General features: G+C 73.3%; 24 protein-coding genes and 1 riboswitch. Of the genes, 17 read left to right on the top strand and 7 right to left on the bottom strand.

Features of this window, described 5'->3' with window-relative positions; translation table 11 throughout:
• The first annotated feature begins 4 nt into the window (after nucleotides 1-4).
• The 3 genes from H297_RS0110900 to H297_RS0110890 all read left to right on the top strand — a co-directional run bounded on the left by H297_RS0110900 (nucleotide 5) and on the right by H297_RS0110890 (nucleotide 3647).
• A complete protein-coding gene (locus tag H297_RS0110900; protein ID WP_027737062.1) occupies nucleotides 5-1273 on the top strand; it encodes a cation:proton antiporter in 1269 nt (422 codons plus the stop codon).
• A gap of 113 nt (nucleotides 1274-1386) precedes the next feature.
• Complete coding sequence (locus H297_RS0110895; protein WP_106959602.1) at nucleotides 1387-2832, top strand: GuaB1 family IMP dehydrogenase-related protein; 1446 nt, start codon at nucleotides 1387-1389, stop codon at nucleotides 2830-2832.
• A gap of 104 nt (nucleotides 2833-2936) precedes the next feature.
• Nucleotides 2937-3647, top strand: a complete 711-nt coding sequence (locus tag H297_RS0110890; protein ID WP_027737060.1) for a class I SAM-dependent methyltransferase — start codon at nucleotides 2937-2939, stop codon at nucleotides 3645-3647.
• 24 nt (nucleotides 3648-3671) lie between these two features.
• Here the strand turns inward: H297_RS0110890 and H297_RS35805 are convergent, their stop codons facing one another.
• Nucleotides 3672-4721 carry a GDSL-type esterase/lipase family protein gene (locus tag H297_RS35805; protein ID WP_078513916.1) on the bottom strand — a complete coding sequence of 350 codons (1050 nt, stop codon included), beginning with the start codon at nucleotides 4719-4721 and terminating at the stop codon, nucleotides 3672-3674.
• A gap of 82 nt (nucleotides 4722-4803) precedes the next feature.
• On the opposite strand from H297_RS35805, the gene H297_RS0110880 reads away from it, so the two are divergent.
• The 3 genes from H297_RS0110880 (at nucleotide 4804) to H297_RS0110870 (ending at nucleotide 7941) form a co-directional block, all read left to right on the top strand.
• A complete protein-coding gene (locus H297_RS0110880) occupies nucleotides 4804-5268 on the top strand; it encodes an Lrp/AsnC family transcriptional regulator (protein ID WP_027737059.1) in 465 nt (154 codons plus the stop codon).
• 122 nt (nucleotides 5269-5390) lie between these two features.
• Nucleotides 5391-6158, top strand: a complete 768-nt coding sequence (locus tag H297_RS0110875; RefSeq protein WP_051351744.1) for a carbon-nitrogen hydrolase family protein — start codon at nucleotides 5391-5393, stop codon at nucleotides 6156-6158.
• Nucleotides 6159-6303: 145 nt separating this feature from the next.
• A complete protein-coding gene (locus H297_RS0110870) occupies nucleotides 6304-7941 on the top strand; it encodes a flavin monoamine oxidase family protein (protein WP_486589496.1) in 1638 nt (545 codons plus the stop codon).
• A gap of 61 nt (nucleotides 7942-8002) precedes the next feature.
• On the opposite strand, the gene H297_RS0110865 is transcribed toward H297_RS0110870, so the two are convergent.
• Both H297_RS0110865 and H297_RS0110860 read right to left on the bottom strand, forming a co-directional pair.
• A complete protein-coding gene (locus H297_RS0110865) occupies nucleotides 8003-8929 on the bottom strand; it encodes a TIGR03619 family F420-dependent LLM class oxidoreductase (RefSeq protein ID WP_027737056.1) in 927 nt (308 codons plus the stop codon).
• 152 nt (nucleotides 8930-9081) lie between these two features.
• Nucleotides 9082-9798, bottom strand: coding sequence for a DUF5995 family protein (locus tag H297_RS0110860; protein ID WP_027737055.1), 717 nt, complete (start codon nucleotides 9796-9798; stop codon nucleotides 9082-9084).
• 169 nt (nucleotides 9799-9967) lie between these two features.
• Between H297_RS0110860 and H297_RS0110855 the strand changes: the two genes are divergently transcribed.
• Nucleotides 9968-10528 carry a GNAT family N-acetyltransferase gene (locus tag H297_RS0110855; protein ID WP_078513915.1) on the top strand — a complete coding sequence of 187 codons (561 nt, stop codon included), beginning with the start codon at nucleotides 9968-9970 and terminating at the stop codon, nucleotides 10526-10528.
• Here H297_RS0110855 and H297_RS0110850 read toward each other — a convergent pair.
• Together H297_RS0110850 and H297_RS0110845 are read right to left on the bottom strand one after the other, a co-directional pair.
• Nucleotides 10510-11889 carry a solute carrier family 23 protein gene (locus tag H297_RS0110850; protein WP_037793866.1) on the bottom strand — a complete coding sequence of 460 codons (1380 nt, stop codon included), beginning with the start codon at nucleotides 11887-11889 and terminating at the stop codon, nucleotides 10510-10512. The two genes, H297_RS0110855 and H297_RS0110850, sit on opposite strands and share 19 nt — an antisense overlap.
• 154 nt (nucleotides 11890-12043) lie before the next feature.
• Nucleotides 12044-13150, bottom strand: a complete 1107-nt coding sequence (locus H297_RS0110845; protein WP_486589495.1) for an MFS transporter — start codon at nucleotides 13148-13150, stop codon at nucleotides 12044-12046.
• A gap of 464 nt (nucleotides 13151-13614) precedes the next feature.
• Nucleotides 13615-13745: riboswitch (FMN riboswitch) on the top strand.
• Nucleotides 13746-13971: 226 nt separating this feature from the next.
• Between H297_RS0110845 and ribD the strand changes: the two genes are divergently transcribed.
• The 10 genes from ribD to H297_RS35790 all read left to right on the top strand — a co-directional run bounded on the left by ribD (nucleotide 13972) and on the right by H297_RS35790 (nucleotide 23034).
• Nucleotides 13972-15183, top strand: coding sequence for a bifunctional diaminohydroxyphosphoribosylaminopyrimidine deaminase/5-amino-6-(5-phosphoribosylamino)uracil reductase RibD (gene ribD / locus H297_RS35800; protein WP_078513960.1), 1212 nt, complete (start codon nucleotides 13972-13974; stop codon nucleotides 15181-15183).
• A complete protein-coding gene (locus H297_RS35795) occupies nucleotides 15184-15840 on the top strand; it encodes a riboflavin synthase (protein ID WP_051351743.1) in 657 nt (218 codons plus the stop codon). It begins immediately after the preceding gene.
• Nucleotides 15837-16526 carry a nicotinamide riboside transporter PnuC gene (gene pnuC, locus H297_RS0110830; protein ID WP_027737051.1) on the top strand — a complete coding sequence of 230 codons (690 nt, stop codon included), beginning with the start codon at nucleotides 15837-15839 and terminating at the stop codon, nucleotides 16524-16526. Before H297_RS35795 ends, pnuC begins: the two co-directional genes overlap by 4 nt.
• A 46-nt stretch (nucleotides 16527-16572) precedes the next feature.
• A complete protein-coding gene (locus H297_RS0110825; RefSeq protein WP_027737050.1) occupies nucleotides 16573-17946 on the top strand; it encodes a bifunctional 3,4-dihydroxy-2-butanone-4-phosphate synthase/GTP cyclohydrolase II in 1374 nt (457 codons plus the stop codon).
• A 67-nt stretch (nucleotides 17947-18013) separates the two neighbouring features.
• On the top strand, nucleotides 18014-18499 hold the full coding sequence (gene ribH, locus H297_RS0110820) for a 6,7-dimethyl-8-ribityllumazine synthase (protein WP_027737049.1): 486 nt from the start codon (nucleotides 18014-18016) through the stop codon (nucleotides 18497-18499).
• A 34-nt stretch (nucleotides 18500-18533) separates the two neighbouring features.
• The gene (locus tag H297_RS0110815; RefSeq protein WP_027737048.1) at nucleotides 18534-18806 is read left to right on the top strand and encodes a phosphoribosyl-ATP diphosphatase; all 273 of its coding nucleotides are present in this window, start codon (nucleotides 18534-18536) and stop codon (nucleotides 18804-18806) included.
• A 68-nt stretch (nucleotides 18807-18874) separates the two neighbouring features.
• Nucleotides 18875-19723, top strand: a complete 849-nt coding sequence (hisG, locus tag H297_RS0110810; RefSeq protein ID WP_027737047.1) for an ATP phosphoribosyltransferase — start codon at nucleotides 18875-18877, stop codon at nucleotides 19721-19723.
• 46 nt (nucleotides 19724-19769) lie between these two features.
• Nucleotides 19770-20252 carry a PH domain-containing protein gene (locus tag H297_RS0110805; protein ID WP_027737046.1) on the top strand — a complete coding sequence of 161 codons (483 nt, stop codon included), beginning with the start codon at nucleotides 19770-19772 and terminating at the stop codon, nucleotides 20250-20252.
• Nucleotides 20253-20431: 179 nt separating this feature from the next.
• Entirely contained in the window at nucleotides 20432-21859 is a 1428-nt protein-coding gene (locus H297_RS0110800) for a hemolysin family protein (RefSeq protein WP_027737045.1), read from the top strand.
• The gene (locus H297_RS35790; RefSeq protein ID WP_078513914.1) at nucleotides 21856-23034 is read left to right on the top strand and encodes a hemolysin family protein; all 1179 of its coding nucleotides are present in this window, start codon (nucleotides 21856-21858) and stop codon (nucleotides 23032-23034) included. The genes H297_RS0110800 and H297_RS35790 overlap by 4 nt, the downstream gene beginning before the upstream one ends.
• A 59-nt stretch (nucleotides 23035-23093) precedes the next feature.
• Here the strand turns inward: H297_RS35790 and H297_RS44150 are convergent, their stop codons facing one another.
• Together H297_RS44150 and H297_RS0110780 are read right to left on the bottom strand one after the other, a co-directional pair.
• On the bottom strand, nucleotides 23094-25550 hold the full coding sequence (locus H297_RS44150; RefSeq protein ID WP_037793855.1) for an AAA family ATPase: 2457 nt from the start codon (nucleotides 25548-25550) through the stop codon (nucleotides 23094-23096).
• Between the two features lie 389 nt (nucleotides 25551-25939).
• Nucleotides 25940-26602, bottom strand: a complete 663-nt coding sequence (locus tag H297_RS0110780; protein ID WP_027737044.1) for a hypothetical protein — start codon at nucleotides 26600-26602, stop codon at nucleotides 25940-25942.
• Nucleotides 26603-26645: the final 43 nt, after the last annotated feature.

The raw sequence follows: 26645 nt of genomic DNA, 5'->3' as shown, positions 1-26645 counted from the left end.
CTCCGTGCACGACACCACCGTCCTGCTGATCGAACTCGGCGCCGTCATCCTGGGGCTGGGCCTGGTCGGCCGCTTCGCCGGCCGCATCGGGCTCTCCCCGATCCCGCTCTACCTGCTGGGCGGCCTCGCCTTCGGCCAGGGCGGCCTCTTCCCGCTGACGGCCAGCGAGGGGTTCATCGAGGTCGGCGCGGAGATCGGGGTGATCCTGCTCCTGCTGCTGCTGGGGCTGGAGTACAGCGCCTCGGAGCTGGTCACCAGCTTGAAGACGCAGTATCCGTCCGGCCTCGTGGACTTCGCGTTGAACGCGGTGCCCGGGGCGGTGGCCGCACTGCTGCTGGGCTGGGGCCCGGTGGCGGCCGTGGCGTTGGCGGGCGTCACCTGGATCTCGTCGTCCGGGGTGATCGCCAAGGTGCTGACGGACCTGGGCCGGCTCGGCAACAGGGAGACGCCTGTCATCCTCGGGGTGCTGGTCATCGAGGACCTGTCGATGGCCCTCTATCTGCCGCTGCTCACGGCGCTGGTGGCCGGGCTGGGGCTGGGGGGCACCAGCGTGGCCATGCTCGTGGCGGTGGGGACCGTCGGGATCGTGCTGCTGGTGGCGCTGCGGTTCGGCCGCCACATAAGCCGGGCCGTCAGTTCCCACACCCCCGAGATGCTGCTGCTCGTCGTCCTCGGGCTCACCCTGCTGATCGCGGGTATCGCCGCCAAGCTGCAGGTCTCGGCCGCCGTCGGTGCCTTCCTGGTGGGTATCGCGCTCTCCGGGGAGACGGCGGAGAACGCACGGAGCCTCCTCACCCCGCTGCGCGATCTGTTCGCCGCCGTCTTCTTCGTCTTCTTCGGGCTGAACACCGACCCCTCGCAGATCCCGCCGGTGCTGTTGCCCGCCCTGATCCTGGCGGGGGTCACCGCGGTGACCAAGGTGCTCACCGGGTGGTACGCGGCGGGGCGGGCCGGCGTGGGCAGCAAGGGCCGGTTGCGAGCCGGTGGCGCGCTGGTGGCCCGGGGCGAGTTCTCCATCGTGATAGCCGGCCTCGCCGCCGGGGTGGACGAGCGGATCACGCCGCTGGCCACCGCGTACGTGATGATCCTGGTGATCTTCGGGCCGCTGACCGCCCGCTGGACCGAACCGGTGGTGCGCCGGCTCAAGGGGGTCGTGGACAGCCGGCGAGCGGCCCGGGGCGGCGACGAGGCGGCCCGGCCGGGGGAGCCGGAGCCGGCGTCGCAGCCCGAGGCCCTGCCGGACCCGGTCAGCGGTGGCAGCCACGGTGCATAGTCGGCCGATCGCGGTGCGCATCGACGGGTCGGCCGTCTTGTGCGATCCCATGAGCGGGGCGCGTTCACTCCGGTGGATCATCCGTTCTCGCATGGATGTGCGGACATGGGAGGATGAAGTACGTGCGTTTTCTCAATGACCAGCGGCCCCCGTACGACCTCACGTACGACGACGTCTTCATGGTGCCGAACCGCTCCGCGGTCGGTTCCCGGCAAGGCGTGGACCTCTCCTCGCCCGACGGCACGGGCACCACCATCCCGCTCGTGGTCGCCAACATGACCGCCATCGCCGGACGCCGCATGGCCGAGACCGTGGCCCGGCGCGGCGGGCTCGTGGTGATCCCGCAGGACATCCCGATCGACGTCGTCACCGAAGTCATCGGCTGGGTCAAACGGCGGCACCACGTCCTCGACACCCCCATCACCCTGGCGCCCACGCAGACCGTCGCCGACGCGCTCTCGCTGCTGCCCAAGCGGGCACACGGCGCCGGCGTCGTGGTACGGGACGGGCGCCCCGTCGGTGTCGTCACCGAGTCCGACCTGACCGGCGTCGACCGCTTCACCCAGCTCTCCGAGGTCATGTCCAGCGAACTGCTCGTGCTCGACGCGGACATCGACCCCCGCGAGGCCTTCAACCGGCTGGACGCGGCCCACCGCAAGTTCGCGCCCGCCGTCGACGCGGACGGCAGGCTCGTCGGCATCCTCACCCGCAAGGGCGCCCTGCGGGCCACCCTCTACACCCCCGCCGTCGATGCCGAGGGGAGGCTGCGCATCGCCGCGGCCGTCGGCATCAACGGTGACGTCGCCGCTCGCGCCAAGGCGCTGCTGGACGCGGGTGTCGACACCCTCGTCGTGGATACCGCCCACGGCCACCAGGAGCGCATGTTCGAGGCTCTGAAGGCGGTACGGTCCCTCGACCCGGCCGTCCCGGTCGTGGCCGGCAACGTCGTGGCTGCCGAGGGCGTACGCGACCTGATCGAGGCCGGTGCCGACATCGTCAAGGTCGGTGTCGGACCGGGCGCCATGTGCACCACCCGCATGATGACCGGGGTGGGCCGCCCCCAGTTCTCCGCCGTTCTCGAATGTGCCGCCGAGGCACGCAAGTACGGCAAGCACGTGTGGGCCGACGGCGGGGTGCGGCACCCCCGCGACGTCGCCATGGCGCTCGCGGCCGGGGCCTCCAACGTGATGATCGGCTCCTGGTTCGCCGGCACCTACGAGTCGCCCGGTGACCTGCAGCAGTCCGCCGAGGGGAAGCTGTACAAGGAGTCCTTCGGCATGGCCTCCGCCCGCGCGGTGCGCAACCGCACCTGGGAGGAGTCCGCCTACGACCGGGCGCGCAAGGGCCTGTTCGAGGAGGGCATCTCCACTTCCCGGATGTTCCTGGACCCGGCCCGCCCCGGCGTCGAAGACCTGGTCGACTCGATCGTCGCGGGCATCCGCTCCTCGTGCACCTACGCGGGCGCGGGCACCCTGGAGGAGTTCACCGACAAGGCGATCGTCGGGGTGCAGAGCGCCGCGGGTTACGCGGAGGGCAAGCCGCTGCACGCGAGTTGGTGAACCCGTCTCCGGTGTTCCTGATCGGTGCCGTACCCCGCGACGGGGTGCGGCACCGGTGCGTCGCGGCCCTTCCGCGGGCTTCCCGCGCGTGATCGAATCGCGTCATGGGTACCTACACGCGCCATGCGAACGTCGGTACGGGGCCGGGTGAGATCACCCCGGACGGCTGTGCCGTCGAGGTCTACGCCCGGTTGCCGGAGATGGGCGAGACCGCCGTGATCGCCTCGGCCGTCCCCGAGCCCCGCGGGCTGACGCTGCTCGAACTCGGGGCGGGTGCCGGGCGGATGACACGTCCGCTGGTCCGGCGCGGCTTCCGGGTCACGGCCGTCGACGAGTCGCCGGGCATGCTCGACCTGGTCGAGGACGCCCGGACCGTCCGCTCCGCCATCGAGGACCTCGATCTGGGCGAGCGCTTCGACGTCGTCACGCTGACCTCCTTCCTGGTCAACAGCGCCGACGAGGACCAGCGCACGGCACTGCTGGCGGCCTGCGCGCGGCATGTCGCCGACGGCGGCTGCGTCGTGATCCAGCGTCAGCACGACCGCCGCCACGAGGAGGTGCGTCCCGGGCACGGCTGGCAGGGCGGAGGGCTGACCGTCACCACGACCGGGATCGAACCCGTCGAGGGCCAGGAAGGTGTCGTCCGCTCCCGTGTCGAGTACGCCTTCGAGGGGCGGACGTGGGTGCAGGAATACTACTCGCGGCTGCTGACCGAGCCGGTCTTCGCCGAGGTACTCGCCGCCGCCGGGCTCCGAGTCGACCGCTGGCTGACAGACCGGCACGACTGGGTGCGGGCCGTCCCCGCGCGCGGCTGACCTCGCGCACCCGCCTCCAGCTCCTCACCCGGCTCGCCCGCCGTCCCGGCCCCGTGCTTGCCAGCCCGCCGCCACCCCCAGCTCCGTACGCAGCGTGCGGGTCACCGCCGCCGCCACCCGGGCGTGCCCGGCATCGTCGGGGTGCACCCCGTCCACCAGGTGCTCCGGCCCGACCAGCCCGGCACCCGGCAGCAAAGCGAGCCGGTCGTCCCCGGCTGTTCTCCGTGCCCGGACGGCCTCCTCCATCGCGGTGCGGAGGCCGGCCAGCGTGGCGCCGAGCGCGTTCGGTGTCCCCTCCGCCTCCGGGCGCACCAGCGGCGAGACGACCAGCAACGGCGTACGGGGATGACCGGCGCGCACCAGGTGCAGGAACGCGGTCACCGTCTCGGCCATCAGCCCCGTCGAACAGGGCACGCCCGTCCAGCAGTTGCAGCCGAACGCCAGCGTCACCACCGAGCCGGCCAGGGACGCCACCTGCCGGGCACTGGTCGGCTCACCGTGTGCCGACCCGGTGTAGCCCAGGTTGACGGTGTCCAGGCCCAGCGCGCGCCCGGCGACCGCGGGCCAGCCCAGGGAGGGAGTCGTCGCCGACCAGCCCTCCGTGATCGAGTCGCCGTACACCAGCCAGCGGGGCTGCTGCGGCGCGGGCCGGGCACCTCGCACCGCCAGCAGCACGGGCGCGTAGCCCTCCGGCGGGTACAGCACTCCGGGGCCGCCGGGCCAGTCGAGGCGCAGCACCCGCTCGCCCTCGCGGGGAGTCTCCGGGACGAGGGCGATCCGCTCCTCGCCGCGCAGCGCCTCCCAGTGGCGGCAGCCCTCGCGCAGGGCGTCCACCGTGCCCAGGGCGCCGGCCCGGTAGCGCACCTCGAACGGGCCTTCGGCCTCGAATTCCAGCCGCACGCCGACCGGCATCTGTGCCCGCGCCCAGGTCTCCACCGGCAGTTTTGCCCCCTCCGCCGGGTCCGCACGGACGCACCGGTCGCCGTCCCACCAGCTCACGCCGCGGACGAACGGCCGGGCCTCACGCCAGGCGCCTGTCGCGTGGCCCGCCGCCTCGCCGCCCGCGTCACCCATCCGTCACCCGTCCTTCCTGCCGCGTGAGGGGCACGTGCCCTGGCGTGCCGGTCCGCGAAATGGGCCGTGTTCTACTGGCGCCGTGCCACAGAACGATCTCGACACCCTCGACGAACGCATCGTCCACGCCCTCGCCGAGGACGCCCGTCGCACGTACGCCGACATCGGGGCGGAGGTCGGCCTGTCGGCGCCCGCCGTGAAGCGGCGCGTGGACCGGCTGCGGGAACGCGGAGCGATCATGGGGTTCACCGTACGGGTCGACCCGGCCGCGCTGGGATGGGAGACCGAGGGGTTCATCGAGATGTACTGCCGCTCCCGCACCTCGCCGGACGACATCCACCGGGCCCTCGCCCACTACCCGGAGGTGGCGTCGGCCTCCACGGTGACCGGGGACGCCGACGCGCTCGTCCAGGTGTTCGCCGCCGACATGCGGCACTTCGAGACGGTGCTGGAGCGCATCGCGGGGGAACCGTTCGTCGACCGTACCAAGTCGGTGCTGGTCCTCTCGCCGCTGCTGCGCCGGTACAACGCCGGACCGCCCCTGTGACGCAACAGGGAGACCGCGTGCAACAGATCGACGGCAACCGGCCGATCGGCGCAACAGAGCCAGGGCCGGTCCGCAAGAGCGGCTGCTTGTGAGCCCATGAGGGGGCCCGTAGCGTCGATGACGTGCGTATCGCCCTCCACCAGACCCGGGCCGCCGGCCTGGACTCCCTCGAAGGCGCGGCCCGCGAAGCCGCCGCGGCAGGGGCCCGTCTCCTCCTCACCCCGGAGCTCTCCCTCACCGGCTACGCTCTCGCGGATCCGGCCGAGGCCGCGGAGCCGGCGGGCGGTGCCGCCGCGCATGCCGTCTCCCGTATCGCCCGGCGGCACGCGGTGGCCGTCGTCTACGGCTACCCCGAGCGCGGCACCGACGGCGCCGTCCACAACTCCGTGCACCTCGTCGGCCCGGACGGTTCCTCGCTCGCGCACTACCGCAAGACGCACCTGTACGGCCCGTACGAGGCCACGCACTACACGCCGGGAACGCGGCTGGTCGTCCAGGCCGAACTGGCCGGCCTGCGGCTCGGACTGCTCGTCTGCTACGACGTCGAGTTCCCCGAGGCCGTGCGGGCGCACGCCCTCGCCGGTACGGACCTGCTGCTGGTGCCGACCGCGCTGATGCGGCCGTACGAGACCGTGGCCACCACGCTGGTGGCCGCCCGCGCCGTCGAGAGTCAGCTCTACGTCGCCTACGCCAACCGCGTCGGCCGCGAGGGGGAGTTCGACTTCGCGGGGCTCAGCGCCCTGGCCGCACCCGACGGCACGGTGCCGGCCCGCGCCGACGGCAGCTCTCCCTCGCTGCTGACCGCCGACGTCGACCCCGGGTTGCTCGCCGCGTCCCGCGCACGCAACCCGTACCTGGCCGACCGCCGGCCCGAGCTGTACCCGGCCTGAGCCCGGCTCTTCCCTCACCGTCGTACTCCAGGAGCACCGCAGCATGACGTCCACCGTGCCCACGGCCGCCCACGAGAACCCCGCCGGTGCCGCCCCCGGACAGGGGGAGCAGCAGCGCCCGCCGCAGGAGACGCGACCGCTGACGATGTTCGGCCCCGACTTCCCCTTCGCCTACGACGACTACCTCGCCCACCCGGCAGGTCTGGGCGCGGTGCCCGCCACCGAGCACGGCACCGAGGTCGCCGTCATCGGTGGCGGCCTGTCGGGGCTGGTGGCGGCCTATGAGCTGATGAAGATGGGCCTCAAGCCGGTCGTCCACGAGGCCGACCAGCTCGGCGGGCGGCTGCGCACCGCCACCTTCGAGGGCGGCGATCCGTCGCTGAACGCCGAGATGGGTGCCATGCGCTTCCCGCCGTCCTCGACGGCGCTCCAGCACTACATCGGCCTGACCGGCCTGGAGACCGAGCCGTTCCCCAACCCGCTGGCCCCCGACACCCCTTCCACCGTCGTGGACCTCAAGGGCGAGTCGCACTACGCCCGCACCCTGGAGGACCTGCCGCCCGTCTACCACCAGGTGATGGACGCGTGGAACGCCTGCCTGGAGGAGGGCGCCGACTTCGCCGCCATGCAGCGGGCGATACGCGAGCGGGACGTGCCCCGCATCCGCGAGATCTGGTCCGGCCTGGTGGAGAAGCTGGACAACCAGACCTTCTACGGCTACCTGTGCGACTCCCCGGCCTTCTCCTCCTTCCGGCACCGGGAGATCTTCGGCCAGGTCGGCTTCGGCACCGGCGGCTGGGACACCGACTTCCCCAACTCGATCCTGGAGATCCTCCGCGTCGTCTACACCGGCGCCGACGACGACCACCGCGGCATCGTCGGCGGCTGCCAGCAGCTGCCGCTGCGCCTGTGGGAGCGCACCCCGGAAAAGCTCGTCCACTGGCCGCACGGCACCAGCCTGGCCACGCTGCACCCGGACGGCAACCCGCGCCCAGCGGTCACCCGGCTGCACCGCACGGCGGGCAACCGCGTCACCGTCACCGACGCCGGCGGCGACATCCGCACCTACCGGGCGGCCGTCTTCACCGCCCAGTCCTGGATGCTGCTCAGCCGCATCGACTGCGACGACGAGCTGCTGCCCATCGACCACTGGACGGCCGTGGAGCGCACCCACTACATGGAGTCCTCCAAGCTGTTCGTGCCCGTCGACCGGCCGTTCTGGCGCGACCAGGACCCCCGCACCGGCCGCGACACCATGAGCATGACCCTCACCGACCGGATGACCCGCGGCACCTACCTGCTGGACAACGGCCCCGACCGGCCCGCGGTCATCTGCCTCTCCTACACCTGGTGCGACGACAGTCTCAAGTGGCTGCCGCTGGACGCGGGCGAGCGGATGGAGGTGATGCTCAAGTCGCTCGGCGAGATCTATCCCGGCGTGGACATCCGCAAGCACATCACCGGCAACCCGCTCACCGTCTCCTGGGAGGACGAGCCCTGGTTCCTCGGCGCGTTCAAGGCCAACCTGCCGGGCCACTACCGGTACCAGCGGCGGCTGTTCACCCACTTCGTGCAGGACCGGCTGCCCGCCGACCGGCGAGGTCTCTTCCTCGCCGGGGACGACATCTCCTGGACGGCGGGCTGGGCCGAGGGCGCCGTACAGACCGCGCTCAACGCGGTGTGGGGCGTCATGCACCACCTCGGCGGGTCCTGCGACGCCGCCAACCCGGGGCCGGGTGACGTGTTCGACGAGATCGAGCCGGTGTCGCTGCCGGAGGACTGAGCCGCAGCACGGAGCCGCAGCACCGAGCCGGGGCACTCGGTCAGGGGCCGACGGAGGGGCGCTACACGCCTGCCTCCGTCGCCGCCTCGCGCAGCTCGCGCGCGGATTCGATCAGCTCCTTCGCGTCGCGGCAGCCCAGTTGGTTGTCCAGCAGAACCTCGTCCGCGCCCGCCCGTGCCGCTCCGGCCAGGTCCTCCACGATCTGCTCGACGGTGCCCTGGTACGGGTCGCGCCGCCCCTCGACCGGACGGTCGGTGACGCGGACGGACGCCCGCACGGTGGTGGAGATCTCGGCCGGGTCCCGGCCCGCCTCCCGGGCCAGCTCGGCGATGCGGGCCCGGGTCTCGGCCACCTGCTCGTTGCTGATGAACGACGGCAGCCACCCGTCGGCCCGCCGCACCAGCCGCCGTAGCGCCCGGTCGTTGCCGGCCGCCAGCAGCACCGGGATGCGGGCCGCCGGCTTGGGACCGACGGCCGACGGCGTGAAGCGGGTGCGCTCGCCCTCGTACGCGACCGGGTCGGGGTCCCACACCGTGGCGCACACGTCCAGCAGTTCGTCCAGCGCTGCGCCGCGCGTGGCGTAATCCACTCCGGCGGCCGCGTACTCGTCGCGGGACCAGCCCGTGCCCAGCCCCGCGACGACCCGGCCGCCGCTGGCCGCGTCCAGCGACCCCAGTGCACGCGCCAGCAGGAACGGCGAGCGCAGCGGCCCGACCAGCACGGCCGAGCCGAGCCGCACCCGCTCGGTCACGGCGGCGGCCAGCGACAGGGTGACCAGCGGGTCGGCGACCGACCTGAAGTACTCCGACCACTTCAGCCCCGGAACCAGGTACATGTCGTCCACGGGCTGCTCGGGCCGCATGATCCGTTCCAGCACCCAGACGCTGTCGTACCCCAGCTCCTCCGCCGCGCGCGCCACCCCCGTCACATCCGTGGCCAGGTCGTACGTGCCCGTCTGCGGCAGCCCCAGTCCCAGTCGCAGTGCCATCTCGCCCTCCCGTCGCCCTGTTCACCCGTCACCGCGCCCGGCTGCCACGTGTCGCGGTCCACCGGGCCCCACCTGCCTACGCGATCGGATACCGGTTCGGCAACGGTGCGTGCCTGCCTGACCGGGCGCCGGTACGGTGCCCACCTGGCCGCTCAGTGCCACAGCGGCGTCAGCAGACAGCGGCCCGTCATGCCGACCGTCGTATCCAGTCCCTCGGCCATCTCCTCCAGCAACTCGCCGAAGGACCGCAGCCCCCACAGCGCCCGGAACGCCGCCCACGCCGCGCAGCGCGCCCGCTCCAGGCTCCAGCTCCCGATCAGATGGGTCAGCGGGTCGGCCACGTCCAGCAGGTCCGGGCCCGGCATCAACTCCTCGCGGATGTGCTCCTCCAGCCCGGTCAGCAGCTCCCCGATCCGCTCGAAGTCCACCTCCAGCGTCTCCGGCCGCGCCCCCAGCGCCCGGCAGGTGTCCAGCAGGGCGAGCGGCAGGTCGTGGCAGATGTGGGCGTTGACGCCCGCCAGCGCGAACTGCAGTGGATGGATGGAGGGATGGCGCCGCAGCCGGAAGAGCGGACGCCAGCAGGAGGGCGGTCGCGCTCCGGCCTCCTCGGCGTCCACCGCATCCAGGTAGCGCTGCGCGAAGCGGGCTCCCAACTCGCGGGTCGCCGCCCGGTCCGCGAAGCGTCCGGCGACCAGTTGCCGCACCAGCTCCTCGGTGACCGACAGATAGACCCGGTTGAAGACGGCCACCCCGTCCTCGCGCGGCAGCGCCGCACCGATCTCCCGCATCCGAGCCGCCATCCCGGCGATGGGCGCCGACGGCGCGGACAACACCGCGCGCTGCGCGGGCATCTGGTCCGTAGAGGTCATGCCCGGCAGCGTGACAGCCGACCGGCCACCGGCGGGTCAGCCCGCACCGCACGGCCCCCGGACGGATGACGTGCGAACGCCCGCTTCCCCCGCGGACGACCGCGACGACCGGACGCGCACCGCGTTATCCGGATGCTGTGCACGTGCTGCGCGTGGTACTCCGACGGCCATGACGGACCCCACCGCAGCAGCGACCGCAGCCCCGAAGACCGCAGGCGATCTGCACACCGAGCGGCTGATACTGCATGCCATGACACCCCAGGAGGCCGAACGGATCGTTACCGGGAGGCCGTTGGACGGCGACGCGTGGGGCCCCGAATACCCGGACGCGATGGATGTCAAGGGCGCCACTAGCCTGTTGGAGGCCTGCGCCACCACGGGAGACCCGCGGCCCTTCGGCAACTACGAGATACGGCGCCGCTCGGACGGGCTCGCCGTCGGAGGCCTGGGCTTCAACCGGACGCCCGACGCGGACGGTACGGTCACTGTCGGCTACGCGCTCAATCCCTCGGCGCGGGGCAGGGGTTACGCCTCGGAGGCGCTGCGCGCACTGCTCGCCCTCGCCTGGTCCCTGGGCGTCACCCTGGTCGAGGGCGACGCCGACCTCGACAACGTCGCCTCGCAGCGGGTGATGCGGGCCGTGGGCATGCGCGAGGTGGGCGCGGACCACCGGGTGCGGTACTTCGAGGCGGCGGCGCCGGACGGAACGTCTCAGTCCTGCTCGTCGTAGCCGCTGGTGCCCTCGTCCAGCAGGGGCTGCTGCGTCTTCAGATGGGGCGGGGCCAGCGCCTTGAGGACGTGGTAGCCGACGAGGACCACGATCGTGCCCAGCGCGATGCCGCTCAGCTCGAAGGTGTCGGTGAACTTCAGCGAGACGCCACCGACCCCGATGATGATGCCCGCGGCGACCGGCACCAGGTTGAGCGGGTTGCGCATGTCCACGCCGTTGTTGATCCAGATCTGCGCGCCCAGCAGCCCGATCATGCCGTACAGGATGACGGTGATCCCGCCGAGCACCCCGCCGGGGACGGCCGCGACGACGGCGCCGAACTTCGGGCACAGCCCGAACAGCAGGGCGAAGCAGGCGGCCGCCCAGTACGCGGCCGTGGAGTAGACACGGGTGGCGGCCATGACGCCGATGTTCTCCGAGTACGTCGTGGTGGCCGGGCCGCCGAACGCGGTCGACACGACGCTGCCCACGCCGTCCGCGGAGATCGCGGTGCCGAGCTTGTCGTCGAGCGGGTCACCCGTCATCTCCCCTACGGCCTTCACGTGCCCCGCGTTCTCGGCCACCAGCGCGATCACCACCGGGAGCGCCACCAGCACCGCCGACCAGGAGAAGTCGGGCCCGTGCACCGACGGCAGCCCGAACCAGTCCGCCTTGCCCACCCCGGACAGGTCCAGCCGCCAGTGGTCCACCGTCTTGCCGCTCGCGTCCGGCGAGTGGATGCGGCCGAAGACCCGGTCGAAGCCCCACGAGAGGAGGTAGCCGACGACCAGCCCGGAGAAGATGGCGATCCGCGACCAGAACCCCCGCAGGCACACCACGCCCAGACCGGTCAGCAGCATCGTCAGCAGGGCCGTCCACTGGTCCTGCGGCCAGTACGTGGCGGCCGTGACGGGTGCCAGATTGAAGCCGATCAACATGACGACGGCGCCGGTCACCACGGGCGGCATCGCCGCGTGGATGATCCGGGCGCCGAACTTGTGCACCGCCAGCCCGACGAGGAACAGGGCGGCCCCGACCACCAGGATCGCGCCGGTCACCGTCGCGCTGCTGCCGCCCTGCCCGCGGATGACGGCGGCCACCCCGACGAAGGAGAGGCTGCATCCCAGGTAGCTGGGCACCCGGCCGCGGGTCGCCAGCAGGAAGAGCATCGTCGCGAACCCGGACATCATGATGGCCAGGTTCGGATCGAGCCCCATGAGTACCGGCGCCACGAAGCTGGCACCGAACATGGCCACCACGTGCTGGGCGCCCAGGCCCGCGGTGCGCGGCCAGGACAGCCGCTCGTCGGGCTTCACGACGGCACCGGGTGCGGGGACGCGCCCGTCCCCGTGCACCGTCCACCGCACGCCCAGCCCGCCCATGTTCACTCCCGCTCAGTGTGTGGCCGATTTTGATCGCCCCACATCCTAGTTCCGCCCGGACGGTGCGGGACCCGTGCGTCCTGTCAGCCCGTGCAGCCCCACGTTCTGCGACTCCCGGACGCCGTCGCCCCCTCGACGGAGGGAGCACCGGGCGTCAGGTGCGCAGGACGTGGGCGGCGGCCACCAGCCCCAGCAGCAGCACGGTGACCACCCCGAAGGAGACCGACAGCGTCGTCGTCTCGGCGATCCAGCCGACGATGGCGGGGGCACCCAGGCCCGAGGCGTAGGCCAGGGTGGCCACACCGGCGATGGCCTGGCCGGGGGCGGCGGCCCGGGTACGTCCTGCGGCGGCGAAACAGAGCGGGACGACGACCGCGATGCCGATGCCGATGAGGGCGAACCCCGCCACGGCGACCGGGGGCGTGCGGGCCACCACGACCAGCGTGGCGCCCAGCGCGGCGAGCACCCCGCCCGTCCGCACCGTCGCCACGGGTCCCAGCCGTCGCACCACCGCGTCCCCCGACAGCCGGGCGAGCGCCATCGTGCAGGCGAACGCCGTGTAGGCGGAGGCGGCAAGGCCCGGCTCGGCACCCGTCACATCGTCCAGGTAGATGCCGGACCAGTCCATCGAGGCACCTTCGGCGAAGACCGCGCAGAAGCCGAGCAGCCCGATCGCGAGCACCCCGCGCGAGGGCAGCGCGAACCGGGGTGGTGCCTCCGGCCCGTCCCCGGCCTCGGCGGCGCCCCGGGGGACGGGAGCCTGCGCGTTCCCCGGGGTCCACCGCGCGGCGGTGACCGCGACGACGGCCAACAGCGGGGCGGCCGTTCCCAGGTGGACACGCCCGTCCAGGCCCGCGTGCGCGGCCAGCACACCACCGGCGCCGCCGATCAGCGTGCCCACGCTCCACAGCCCGTGCAGCCCCGACATCACCGAGCGCCCGTACGCCTCCTCGACCCGCACCCCCTGGGCGTTCATGGCCACGTCCATGAGGCCCAGCCCGCATCCGTAGACGAACAGGGCCCCGCACAGCCAGCCCAGCGCGGGGGCCAGTGGCGGCAGCGCGAGGAAGGCGCAGCAGGCCAGTGACACGCAGGCGAGCGCCCGGCGCGGTCCGTAGCGGTGGGTGAGCCGCGCGGACAGCGGCATGGCGGCCGAGGCGCCGGCGGTCATGAACACCAGGGCGAGCCCCAGCCAGCCGGGGCTGAGCCCCAGGTGTTCCCGCAGCCAGGGGATGCGCGTGGCGAACGTGCCGCTGGCCATCCCGTGGACCGCGAAGACGACGGAGACCGCGGCCCGGGCCCGGCGTGTGTCGTGGACCGGGGCGCCCCGGTCCACGGGGGACGGTCTGTCGGCGGCGGGCACCGCGCCCCGCGCGGCTCCGCCCTGCGGCGCGTCAGGTGGCCCGGTGCCGACGGGGGCCGGCCGTTCGCCGGGCGTGCTGCCCCGGCCCGCCTCCGGTTCGTGTCCGCTCTCCTCCGCCCGCATGCCTGCTCCCTGCCGCTGCCGCTCCGCGCCGCACCTGCCGTGGCGCCGCGTCCGGTCCGCTCCGCGGTGATCGTGCCCATGCCGCGACGCTGTCGAACGCCTGCCCGGCCTGCGGAGACGGCTGCGCGCTGCTCGTCGCTGTGAGTCAGCACACAGGCTCCGGCCGCATGGCCCCCACCCCTGCGTGGCAGACTGGTGATGTCTCCCGGCCGACGGCCGGGGGAACGTACCAGTGACGTCAGCGCACTCCGGGGTCGGTGAAAGTCCGAACCGGCGGTTACAGTCCGCGACCCGGCCGCAGCCAGCGGTTGGTTGACCAGGTGAGATTCCTGGACCGACGGTGAAAGTCCGGATGGGAGGCAGTGCGCGGCGGGCCGAAACCGGTACGCCGTCCTCGTCGGGCGGGCCTCCGGGCAGCGGATTGCCGGAGCAGCCCCCTCCGTCCCGGCCGGTGACCCACCGGAAACGCGTCCGTCCTCGTCCTCGATCGAGGTCTCTCGACGAGCGAGCCCCGGAGTCCGTGCCCGAAGAGGCAGGAGGACCCGGTGGCCCCCCATCCGCAGGCCCCGTACGCGCCGCAGGCCGAGCGTGACGCGATGCGCCGCGCCATCGAACTGGCCGCGCGGGGACTCGGCTCCACCAGTCCCAACCCGCCCGTCGGCTGTGTCGTCCTCGACACGGCGGGCCGCACCGTGGGGGAGGGCTGGCACCAGCGCGCCGGCGGCCCGCACGCCGAGGTCCACGCCCTCGCCGAGGCGGGCGAGGACGCCCGCGGCGGCACCGCCGTGGTCACCCTCGAACCCTGCGACCACACCGGCCGCACCGGACCCTGTTCCCGCGCTCTCGTCGACGCCGGTGTCTCCCGCGTCGTCTACGCGGTCAGCGACCCCAGCCCCGGCGCCGCCGGCGGCGCCCGCACCCTCGCCGCGGCCGGCGTCGACGTCGAGGGCGGAGTGCTGGCCGACGAGGCCGCCGCGGGCAACGCCGCCTGGCTGACCTCCGTGCTGCGCGGACGCCCGCACGTGACCTGGAAGTACGCCGCCACGCTCGACGGGCGCACCGCTGCGGCCGACGGCTCCAGCCGCTGGATCACCTCCGCCGAGTCCCGCGCCGACGTGCACAGGATGCGGGCCGAGTCCGACGCCGTGCTCGTCGGTTCCGGCACCGCGCGCACCGACGATCCGCACCTGGCCGTGCGGGGCGTCCCCGGCGCAGTCCAGCCGCTGCGCGTGGTCGTGGACACCGAGGCCGCCGTCGTCCGCCCGGGCGCGCGGGTCCTGGACGCCGCGGCACCCACCCTCGTCGCCGTCGCGCGGGACGCGGATCCCGCCGCGCGCGCCGCCCTGGAGGCGGCGCTGCGTGCGGCCGCCGGCACCGCCGAACTGCTGGTGCTGCCCCGGGCCGCCGACGGCACCGCCGGGCTCGACCTGTCCGCACTGCTGGACGCCCTGGGGGAGCGCGATGTGTGCTCCGTGCTGCTGGAGGGCGGCGCCACCCTTGCCGGAGCCTTCGCCGCCGCCGGGCTGGTCGACCGCGTCGTCGGCTATCTGGCGCCCGTCCTGCTGGGAGCCGGCCCGCCCGCGCTGGGCGACGCCGGAATCAGCACCCTCGCTCAGGCGTTGCGACTCACCGTGAGCGACACCGTGCGGCTGGGCCCCGATCTGCGGATCACCGCTGTCGACGGCACGGCGACCGGTGCGCCCGCCGATGCGACGCAGGCGACCGGACCGACGCAGCCGACCGGTCCGCAGCACCCCGCCGAACCGAAGCCCCCGACCGAGCAGTCCGAACAGTCCGAGGAGTCCTGAGTGTTCACCGGAATCGTGGAAGAACGCGGCGAGGTCCTCGCCGTCGAGGACCTCGGCGCGGCGGCCCGGCTGCGGATCCGCGGACCGCGCGTCACCGCTGATGTGCGGCACGGCGACTCGATCGCTGTCAACGGCGTGTGCCTGACGGTCGTCGAGGCGGGCGACGGCGTCTTCACCGCCGACGTCATCGCCGAGACCCTGCACCGCTCCAGCCTCGGCGCGCTCGACGTGGGTTCCCCCGTCAACCTGGAGCGGCCCATGGTCCTGGGCGGGCGGCTCGACGGTCATCTCGTGCAGGGGCACGTCGACGGCACCGGCACCCTCACCGCCCGCCACGACGCGGACAGCGGCACCGACCTCACCGTCGCGCTCCCCGACGGGCTGGGCCGGTACCTGGTGGAGAAGGGCTCCATCACGGTGGACGGCATCAGCCTGACTGTCGTCGAGGCGGCCGACGACCACTTCACCGTCTCCCTCATCCCCACCACCCTCGCGCTGACCACGCTGGGCACCAAGCAGCCCGGCGACCCGGTCAACCTTGAGGTCGACGTGCTGGCCAAGTACGTGGAGCGGCTGCTGGGAGCCGCCCCGCAGGCCGCCGCCGGGGGGCAGCAGGGGCGAGGAGCCGGCCCGCAGCAGGAGGAGGCAGCCCGATGAACGTTCTGCAGTGGCTCAACAGCGAGGCGTTCACCGCCTTCGGCCAGCGGGTCATCTGGTCCGACATGCTGGGCAACACCATCGGGCTGACAGCCCTCGCCCTCGGCTGGCGGCGGTCCATCGCCACCTGGCCCGCGCAGTTCCTCTCCGGAGCGATCCTCGTCGGTGCCTTCGCCTACGCCCATCTGGCGGGCGGCGTCGGCAAGCAGTTGCTGGTGATCGTGGTGGCCCTGTGGGGCTGGTACCAGTGGCGGCGCGGCCACCAGCAGGCGCAGGACGGCTCCATCGCCGTGCGGTTCGCCACCCGGCGTGAGCGCGGGCTCCTCGCCCTGGGTACCGCGCTGGGCACGGTGGCTGTCGGCGCCCTCTTCAGCTTCGTCCCGGCCCTGTCGTGGAGCCCCTGGGCCGACGCCTACATCTTCGTCGGCACGCTGGCCGCGATGGTCGCCCAGGCGCGCGGCCTGGTGGAGTTCTGGTTCGCGTGGCTGCTGGTGGACGTGGTCGGTGTGCCGCTCGCCTTCAGCAGCGGGCTGGCCTTCTCCGGCCTCGTCTACGTCGTCTACCTCGGGCTGGTGCTGTGGGGCCTGCGCGCCTGGTGGCAGCGCTCCCGCCGCGACGCCCGCGCCAGGCCCGGCGCCCGCGCGGAGCCCGCGTTCAACGGTGCCGGAGCAGGGGCCGCGCTGTGACCGGGCCCGCACGCCACCACCGCGCACCGCAGACAAGGAGCCCGCGATGACCGCACCGCCGAACCGGTACGAGCCGCCCTCGGCCGGGCCCCCCGACGGACCCGAAGGCCCCGGGCGGGTACCGGCCGGATCCGGGGAGCCGTACGCCCTCGTGCTCGACCCCGTGGAGGAGGCGATCCGCGACATCGGCGAGGGCCGCCCCGTCGTGGTCGTCGACGACGAGAGCCGGGAGAACGAGGGCGACCTGGTGATGGCCGCCGAGCTGATCACCCCCGAGATCGTCGCCTTCATGATGAGCGAGTGCCGGGGCCTGATCTGCACCCCCATGGAGGCCGCCGACCTCGACCGGCTGGCGCTGCCGCAGATGGTCGGCCGGAACACCGAGTCGATGGGCACCGCCTTCACCGTCTCCGTCGACGCGGGCGCCGCACACGGCGTCACCACCGGCATCTCCGCCGCCGACCGGGCCGCCACCATCCGGCTGCTGGCCGCCGCCGAGGCCACCGCCGAGGACTTCGTCCGTCCCGGTCACGCCTTCCCGCTGCGGGCCAGGCCCGGCGGTGTGCTGGCGCGCGCCGGACACACCGAGGCGGGCGTCGACCTGGCACGGCTCGCGGGGCTGCGGCCCGCCGCCGCCATCGTCGAGATCGCCGGCGAGGACGGTGCCATGCTGCGGCTGCCGGAGCTGGTGCCCTTCGCGCGCAAGCACGGGCTGCGCATCATCTCCATCGAGGACCTGATCGCCTACCGCCGCTCCGCCGAACCCACCGTGCGCCGTGAGGCCGCCACCAGGCTGCCCACCCGGCACGGCGAGTTCCGCGCCTACGGCTACCGCTCCACCGTCGACGGGGTCGAGCACATCGCCCTGGTCACCGGCGACATCGCCGGCCCGGACGAGCCCCGGGGCGCCGTGGGCGGCGAGGACGTGCTGGTGCGGGTGCACTCCGAGTGCCTGACCGGCGACGTCTTCGGCTCCCAGCGCTGCGACTGCGGGCCCCAACTGGAGGCATCCCTCGAACGGGTGCAGCAGGAGGGCCGCGGCATCGTGCTGTACCTGCGCGGACACGAGGGGCGGGGTATCGGACTGCTGTCCAAGCTGCGCGCCTACGAGCTCCAGGAGCGCGGGCGCGACACCCTCGACGCCAACCTGGAACTGGGCCTGCCCGCGGACGCACGTGACTACGCCGCCGCCGCGCAGATCCTCACCGACCTGGGCGTGCGCTCCCTGCGGCTGATGACCAACAACCCCGACAAGACCGCCGCGCTGCTCCGGCACGGTGTGCGCGTCACCGGGCGCGAGCCCATGCCCGTACAGGCGGGCGAGCACAACCTGCACTACCTGCGCACCAAGCGCGACCGGATGGGGCACGACCTGCCCTGGCTGGACGCGGACCGCACCTCCCCGTGCGGCAGTCAGTGACCGCCCCGGCGGGCGACAGCACCGCGAAGAAGACCAGCACACCGCACAGAACCACCCGAGGAGCACCGTGAGCGGCAAGGGCGCACCCGAACTGACCGTCAAGAACTGCAAGGACCTGCGGGTGGCCGTGGTTGCCGCGCAGTGGCACCAGCAGGTCATGGACGGCCTCGTCGACGGTGCCCTGCGGGCGCTGCACGAACTGGGCATCGACGAGCCGACCCTGCTGCGCGTTCCCGGCAGTTTCGAGCTGCCCGTCGTCGCCAAGGTCCTCGCCGAGCGCGGTTACGACGCGATCGTCGCCCTCGGCGTCGTCATCCGGGGCGGCACCCCGCACTTCGACTACGTGTGCCAGGGCGTCACCCAGGGCCTCACCGACGTGGCCGTCAGCACCGGCGTCCCCCTCGGGTTCGGCGTGCTGACCTGCGACGACGAGGATCAGGCCCTCGCCCGTGCCGGGCTGCCCGGCTCCGCCGAGGACAAGGGCCACGAGGCGGTGACCGCGGCGGTGGCGACCGCGGCAACCCTCCGCACGGTGGCCGAACCCTGGCGCTGAGCCCTCGCCCGGACCGCGTAGGCTGGCAGGCACCATGGCGAACAAGACATTCGAGCAGCTCTTCGCCGAGCTGCAGCACAAGGCCGCCCACGGCGACCCCGCGACCTCCCGCACCGCCGAACTCGCGACCGCCGGCGTGCACGCCATCGGCAAGAAGATCGTGGAAGAGGCCGCCGAGGTCTGGATGGCCGCCGAGCACGAGGGCGACGAGCGGACCGCCGAGGAGATCTCGCAGCTCCTCTACCATCTCCAGGTGCTCATGGCCGCCAAGGGCATCGCCCTCGACGACGTATACGCTCACCTCTGAGCACGCACCGCACTCAGCACCCACCTCACCACTCAGCTACCGCACCACTCAGCGAAGGAAGCCCCCTCATGCTGCGCATCGCCGTCCCCAACAAGGGTTCTCTCTCCGGCCCTGCGGGGGAGATGCTCCATGAGGCCGGCTACCAGCAGCGCAAGGCCTCCAAAGAGCTGGTGCTGGTGGACCCGGAGAACGAGGTCGAGTTCTTCTACCTGCGCCCCCGCGACATCGCCATCTACGTCAGCTCGGGGCGGCTCGACATCGGCATCACCGGGCGCGACCTGCTGCTGGACTCCGGTGCGCGGGCCGAGGAGCTGCTGCCGCTGGGCTTCGCCCGCTCCACCTTCCGCTACGCCGCCAAGCCGGGCACCCTCACCTCGCTCGACGATCTGAACGGGCTGACGGTCGCCACCTCCTACGAGGGTCTGGTCGCCCAGCACTTGGCGGACAAGGGCATCGACGCCTCCGTCGTCCACCTCGACGGTGCCGTGGAGACCGCCGTCGAGCTCGGTGTCGCCCAGGTGATCGCGGACGTCGTCGAGACGGGCACCTCGCTGCGGAACGCGGGCCTGGAGATCTTCGGCGAGCCCATCCTGCAGTCGGAGGCTGTCGTCGTCCGCAGGTCGGGAGGCGAGGAGCAGACCCCCAAGGTGCAGCAGTTCCTGCGCCGCCTCCAGGGCGTCCTGGTGGCCCGCAGCTACGTGATGATGGACTACGACATCCGCGCCGAGCACTTGGAGGAGGCGGTCGCCCTCACGCCCGGTCTGGAGTCGCCGACCATCTCACCCCTGCACGACCAGGGCTGGGTCGCCGTCCGCTCGATGGTCCGCACCACGGAAGCCCAGCGGATCATGGACGACCTCTACGACCTCGGCGCGCGGGCGATCCTCACCACCGGCATCCACGCCTGCCGCCTGTGACCGCCCGCCGCCCCGCGACGATCCGCCCGGCACCGGAGCCGCAGCCATGACCGACAGCACCCCGCAGCCCACTCTTCCCGTCACGTTCCGGCCCACGCGCACCCGCGTGGTGCTGCTGTCGGCGGGTGCCGTGGTCTTCGTCGCCCTGACCGTGGTGGCGGCGCTCCTGCAGATGGGGGGCGGCGAGCGGGCCAGCTTCATCGTCACCGGTGTGCTGTTCTGGGCGGTACTGGTCCTGCTGAGCCGTCCACGGGTGACCGTCGAGAAGGACGGGGTGACCGTCGTCAACCTGACGACCAAGCGCCGCCTCGCCTGGGCGCAGATCATCGCCGTACGGCTGCGGCCCGGCGACCCCTGGGTCTCGCTCGACCTGTCCGACGGCACCAGCCTGCCCGCCATGGGCATCCAGCCTGGCATCGCCAAGCAGCAGGCACTCGGACACGCCCGTGCCCTGCGCGCCCTCGTCGACCAGGGCGGCCCGCGGGACGACGGCTCTCGCCAGGGCGTGACCGGCTCCGCCGACCGGTGAACCCCGGCACGGTGCCGTGCGTCTTCGCGGGGCGGGGCCCAGTGTTTACTCTGTTGCCCACCGGCTTGAGCCGGCCCGCGCTTCGGCGGGCACCTGCGACCCGAGGAGTGACCACCTCCCGCGATGGACGGATCGTCCTGTAGTACGTGCGCCGTGTCCCACGCTTCCGGGGGCGCGGCATGACCCTCCCGCTGCTCCTGCTCGGCGTGGCGTTCCTGCTCGTCCTGGCCAACGGCTTCTTCGTCGCTGCGGAGTTCGGCCTCGTCACCGTCGAGCGCCCCGACGCGGAGCGTGCCGCGGCGCAGGGGGACCGCAAGGCCCGCACCGTCGTCCGTGCCCTGCGCGAGCTCTCCTTCCACCTGTCCGGCACCCAGCTCGGCATCACCCTCACCTCCCTTGTCACCGGCATGCTCGCCGAACCGGCCCTCGCCGGGCTGCTGGACGGCCCGCTGAGCGCCCTGGGGCTGCCTGCCGGGGCGGTCGGCGGCGTGGCCGTCGTCCTGGGCATGCTCGTCGCCTCCGCCGTCCAGATGGTGGTGGGCGAACTCGTGCCCAAGAACTGGGCGGTCTCCCGGCCGCTGGCCGTCGCCCGGTTCGTGGCCGGGCCGCAGCGTCTCTTCTCCCGGCTCTTCCGGCCGGTGATCGCGCTGCTCAACGCCGCCGCCAACCGCATGGTGCGGCTCTTCGGCGTCCAGCCGGCCGAGGAACTGGCCTCGGCCCGCACGCCCGGCGAACTGGTCTCGCTGGCCCACCACTCGGCCCGGGCCGGCGCCCTGGAGCAGGACACCGCCGACCTGTTCGTGCGCACTCTCGCGCTGGGTGAGCTGACCGCGCAGCATGTGATGACGCCCCGCGTGCGGGTCAGTGCCCTCCAGGCCCTGGCCACCGCCGAGGACGTCCTCAACCTCACGCGCGCCACCGGGCTGTCCCGCTTCCCCGTCTACCAGGACACCCTCGACGAGGTGACCGGCATGGTCCACCTCAAGGACGCGCTGGCCGTACCCGGCCACCGCAGGCTGTACACCACCGCCGCCCGCATCGCGGTCCCCGCCCTGCAGGTGCCGCAGACCATGCCGGTGCGGCCGCTGCTGACGCGGCTGCGCAGCGAGCAGCCCATCGCCGTCGTCGTCGACGAGTACGGCGGCACCGCGGGCGTGGTCACGCTGGAGGACATCGTCGAGGAGATCGTGGGCGAGGTGCGGGACGAGCACGACGGGCAGCTCTACGACGAACTGCCCGAACTGGCCCCTGCCCCTCCCGAACCCGACGGCCGACCCGCCTGGGAGGCCGACGGCGGCTGCCGGGTGGGCGCGCTGCGCCGTATCGGCCTGGAGGTTCCCGAGGGCCCGTACGAGACCGTGGCGGGTCTCGTCGCCGACCTGCTGGGCCGCATCCCGGCACCCGGTGACACCGCTCTGCTGCGGGGCACCCCAGGCGGCACCGCGGACGGCCCCGGGCACCCGGGCGCCGCCGAAGCCGCCGCATGGGAGCTGCGGGTGCGGCATGTCGCCCACCACCGCGCCGAGCGGGTCCGCGTCACCGCCCCCGCCCCGGCGCGGGGAGCCGCCGCGCCCCGGGCACGCGTCAGGGAGGTGGCGGCGCGATGAGCTTCCTGCAACTGGTCTTCGCCGCGCTGCTCGTGCTCGCCAACGGCTTCTTCGTCGGCGCCGAGTTCGCCCTCGTCTCCGTACGCCGCAGCCAGATCGAACCCCTCGCCGCCGAGGGCTCCGCCCGGGCCCGCCGGGTGCTGCGGGGCCTGGAGTCGCTGCCGCGGATGATGGCCGCGGCGCAGTTCGGCATCACCGTCTGCTCGCTGACACTGGGGGCTGTGGCCGAACCGACCGTGGCCCACCTGTTGGAGCCCGTCTTCCACGCCGTACACCTGCCCGCACCGCTGATGCACCCCGCCGGGTACGTGCTCGCGCTGGCCCTGGTCGTCTTCTTCCACCTGGTGGTGGGCGAGATGGTGCCCAAGAACCTGGCCATGGCCGACCCCGGGCGCACCGCCCTGTGGATCGGCCCGCCCCTGGTCACCTTCGCCCAGCTCACCCGCCCTGTGACGGTCGCCCTCGGCAGCTGCGCCACCGTCGTGCTGCGGCTGTTCCGTGTCGAGCCCAAGGACGAGGTGGAGGCGGTCTTCACCAGCGAGCAGCTCAACCGGCTGGTGGCCGACTCCTGGCAGGCCGGACTGCTGGAGGCCGAGGAGCACGAACGGCTCGCCGACGCACTGGAGCTGGGCTCCCGGCCGCTGACCGATGTGCTGCTGGGCGGCACCGACCTGGTCACCGTCGGCACCGACGTCACCCCGCGCGAAGTGGAGGAGCTGACCGTGAGCACCGGCTACTCGCGCTTCCCCGTCCGCGCCGACGACGGCGGATTCCTCGGCTACCTGCACGTCAAGGACGTGCTGGACCTGGAGGAGAGCGACCGCCCGGTGCCGCGGCGGCTGTGGCGGCCGATGACCACACTGCGCGGGCAACTGCCCCTGGACGACGCCCTCACCGCCATGCGGGCCGGTGCCTCGCACCTGGCGGCCGTCGCCGACGGCACGGGCCGGGTGCTGGGCGTGGCGGCCCTGGAGGACGTCCTGGAGATGCTGGTCGGCGAGGTCCACGACCCCGCGCACACCGACCCCGCACCCACCGGGGGCGCCCCGAGCAGCGACGCAGGGGCCGACACGGTACGCACCGACACCGTGCGGACCGACGAGACCGTACGGACCGGCGAGGCGCAGGGCGACGGCGCGCGGACGACCGAGGGCGGGCTGTCCGTGGCCCGGTAGACGTTCCCGGGCCGGCGGGGGAGCGGACCGGCCGGAGCGCTCGCCGGTTTCCGGAGTGCTCAGCCCGGTGGCGGCGGCGGGCCAGGACGGGGTCCGTCCGGGCCCCGCCCCGACAGCACCTCCCCGTAGGCCTGCATGAGGTCGGGCAGCCGCAGCGTCGCCAGGTCGTCCCGCGTGGGGGTGCCCGCGTAACCGGACAGCCGCAGATCCCGGTAGGCGCAGCTCTTCTCATAGAGCGTGCGCAGGAACCGGCCGTTGCCCAACTCGTCGATCCAGCCCTGTCCGACGACGTGGCCGCTGATGCTGCGCAGCTCCTCCAGCGCCTCCTCGTCCCACACATCGCCGTTGTCGGCGGCCAGCACCTCGCCGATCGCCGTCAGTTCCAGTGGGCGGTAACTGGGGAAGTCCACCCGCGTCGTGAAGCGGGAGGAGAGGCCCGGATTGGCCGCCAGCAGCCGGTCCATGCCCTCGGGATAGCCCGCCAGGATGACCACCAACTGGTCGCGGTTGTCCTCGGCCCGCTTCAGCAGCACCTGGAGCGCCTCGTCGCCGTACGCGTCGCCCTTGCTGTAGCCGGAGTTGGAGAGGGCGTAGGCCTCGTCGACGAACAGCACGCCGCCCAGCGCGGAGTCGATCAGCTCGTTGGCCTTGACGGCGGTCTGCCCCAGGTACTCGCCGACCAGGTCGGCACGTTGGGCCTCCACCAGGTGATCGCCGCCCAGCAGGCCCAGCGCGTAGAAGGCGCGGCCCAGTATGCGGGCCACCGTGGTCTTGCCGGTGCCGGACGGGCCGGAGAAGACGAAGTGCCGCTTCGGCGGCTGCACGGGCAGCCCCTGTCCGGCGCGCAGCTTCGCCATGTGCAACTGCGCGGACAGCGCCCGCACCTGCCGCTTGACGGGCTCCAGGCCGACCATGCGCTCCAGCGCTTCGAGTGCCTGCGCGAGCAGCACCGGGTCCGAGGGGCCCGCCGGCAGCCTGCCGTCGTACGCCGCCACTGGTCCGCCGCGCTCCCGCAGCACGCTGGTGTCGACGCGGACCGGTTCGGCCGGGTCACCGGTGTCCTCCAGCCGCAGTTCGTCGGCCCGCGGGTCCACCACCGGGTCAGCGGACTCGGCCGCGTCCGGGCTGTCGGCGCCGTCGGAGCCGGTCCAACTCCCCGCGCCGCCCGACCCGTCGGGCCCGCCGTACCCTTCCGGCCCGCCGTATCCTGCCGGTCCTCCAGGCATGTCGGGGCTGCCGTAGCCGCCTGGGCTGTCGTACCCGTCGTACCCGGCGTACCCGTCGGGCACGGTTTCCGGGCCGGGGCCCTCCGTCCCGCCGGGCCCCGAGGTCTCGGCTCCGGGCGGCACGAAGCCCGCGGTGCCCGGCAGCGCTGCCCCCGGGACCGCGGGGCCCGGGGCTGCCGGGTCCGACCCCGCGATGTCCGGGGGGCCGCTGACGGAAGGGCCGCCCGCAGTGCCGCGCTGCCCCGGCATCCCGGCACCCGTGCTCTGACCTGAACCGGCACCACCCGGGCCGGGGCCACCGGTCGCGGCGCCGGCGGACGGGTCGGTGCCGTCGGTCGGGTCGGCGGGGTCCGCGGGCTGTGCGGGGTCGCTGGCGGCCTGCCGGCCGGGGTCGAGAAGGTCCTGGCCCGCGTCGCCCTCGCCGTCCATGGGCCCACCCGGCCCGAAGGCGCCCACCGGCCCCAGCGTCCCGCCCGACAGCACGACGGCGGCGAGGTCGTCTCCGCCGCCACCGGCTCCGTCGCTCTCGGCGATGGCCGTAAGCCGGGCCGCCGTGTCCATGAACGTGGGGTCGATGCGGTGCACGGCCCGGTACAGGGGAAGCGCGGCGGCACTGCGGCCGGTCCCCTCGCGGGCCCGCGCCAGCCAGTAGCGCAGTTCCTTGCGTTGCGGCTGTTCGCTGCGGCACCGCATCAGGGCGCCGGCCAGCAGCGGTTCGGCCTGCCCGTACATCTCCAGCCGGACCCGTGCCATCCCGGCGAACAGCCCGGCCTCGATGCCCAGCAGCGGATCCTCCACCAGGGGTTCGGTGTGGGCGACCAGGCCCTCCCAGTCCTTGGCCAGGTAGGCGCGGCAGGCGTGCAGGAAGCGCACCTGCGGGTCGGTGTCCACCGGCGGACAGTTCGCCAGGGCGCGGTCGAGGTCCGCCACGTGGCGCCCGTCCAGCCAGTGCGAGGCGTGGGCGAGCAGCAGATCACGCTCGTACTCCAGCACCGGCTGTACCCACCAGCCCAGCCAGTACCAGGAGTTGAGGGTGCGGCCGTGGCGGTGGCGCTGTTCGCCGAAGCGGTCCCGGTGGTGGTACATCCGCAGCAGGGCGGTGGCGGTGTCGGCGCGCAGGGCGTGCAGCCCGAGCCAGGCGTCGGCCATCCCCGGGTCGAGACGCACGGCGGTGCGGAACTCCTCCTCGGCCTGCGCGTACCCGCCGACGGTGTAGGCGTCCACCCCGCGAAGCCACGCGAGTTCGGCCGGAGCGTGCAGGCCTCGCGGGTCCTGCGTGCCGAAGTTCATCACGTCCCCCACGAAACGTCCCCCGTCATCTGCCGGTCATCACCCGGGGTTCCCGCGCTGCTCCGCATCGTACCCGCGCACCGGGCGCCGTCGAAGAGCGGAGCGGGGGCGGTCTGGCCCCGGCCGACGGAGGCCATACAAGCGTTCGGACGCGCTCGGCGGGCGCCTGTCCGGGAGGATGTTTCCGCAAGACCGCTACAAAGGGTGAGGGAAATGGAGCGTGCCGATTCCGTTTGGCCGGTCGGAAGCAGAACGAAGCCCCCGGTCACGGGGGAACAACCGGGGGCTTCGCGTCTGGAGACGGCCTGCGCAGGCCGTTGTTGGAAACGTAATCGGTCCGAGGCGCGCGGGTCAAGCCACTCGGTTGCACTCAGTGCCGCAGATCGCTGTCACCCGCCCCGTGCTGTACGGAGCGTCATATTCTCGGGAGAGGCTTGCGTCCCGGCGGGCCCCTCCCGCACCTCGTACCGGCCGTGGTGCTCGTCGGTCTCCCGTACCAGGAAGTCCGCGAACGGGCGGGACGGGTCGGCGGCGAAGTGTGCGCGCTCCGCGGGGATCCAGCGGGCCCAGAAGTCCCGCTGGGCGGCGCCGTCCCGGTGCCGGCCGCGCTGCCACGCCTTTGCGGCCGGCATGTCCATCCACAACAGGGCGGCCAGATACGGCCGCAGGGCCGCGCGCCCCGCACCCACCCCCTCGACGAGGACGACCGGAGCCGGCGCCAGCTCCGCCTGCGCGGTGTACGCACCTGCCACCCAGTCGTAGATGTCGTAGCGGGCCATGCGTCCTTGCTCCAGCGGGCGCAGCACCTGGGAGCTCAGCCGCGCCGTCCAGTCGAACAGGGCGTCGTGGGCAGCCACGTCGTCCAGGTGCAGCACCGGTACCGAGTTCTTGTCGGCGTTCTTGTCGGCCGACGAGTCCGCGAGCTGCCGCGCACAGGTCGTCTTGCCCGAGCCGGCGTGCCCGTCCACGCCCACCAGCCGTACGGGGCCGCAGGAGGCGGGCAGCGCGGGCAGCCGGCGGGCCAGCGCTTCGAGGGGCAGGAAACCGGGCATTCCTCCAGCGTACGTGGTGGATCACACGGATGTACGAAGCAGG

The sequence above is a fragment of the Streptomyces sp. CNT360 genome (assembly GCF_000424785.1).
This window is presented reverse-complemented; position numbering and strand designations above follow the sequence as displayed.